General features: G+C 72.8%; 1 pseudogene. It reads left to right on the forward strand.

Going from position 1 to position 239, the window contains the following annotated elements:
• Positions 1-239 (forward strand): annotated as a pseudogene (locus RT567_RS16260) (PAS domain-containing sensor histidine kinase); the annotation flags it as partial.

Genomic DNA, 239 nt, shown 5'->3' on the forward strand with positions numbered 1-239 from the left:
GGCCTGTCCGTCGTGGCCGCCCTGCCTCGGCCCGACGCCTTCTCCGCCTGGCTGGACGATGCCTGGATGCTGGCCGCGCCCCTGCTGCTGGTGGTGATGATGCTGGTGGTGATCGCGGTGCAGAACTGGCGTCAGATGCGGGCCAGCCGGCGCTGGGCCGACACCGAGCGCCGCTTCCGCGTCGCCGTCGAGGCCGCGCGCTGCGGCGTGTGGGAATGGGATCTGGCCAAGGGCGAAGC

It is taken from the genome of Brevundimonas sp., assembly GCF_032107865.1.
In the GTDB taxonomy this organism is placed as follows: domain Bacteria; phylum Pseudomonadota; class Alphaproteobacteria; order Caulobacterales; family Caulobacteraceae; genus Brevundimonas.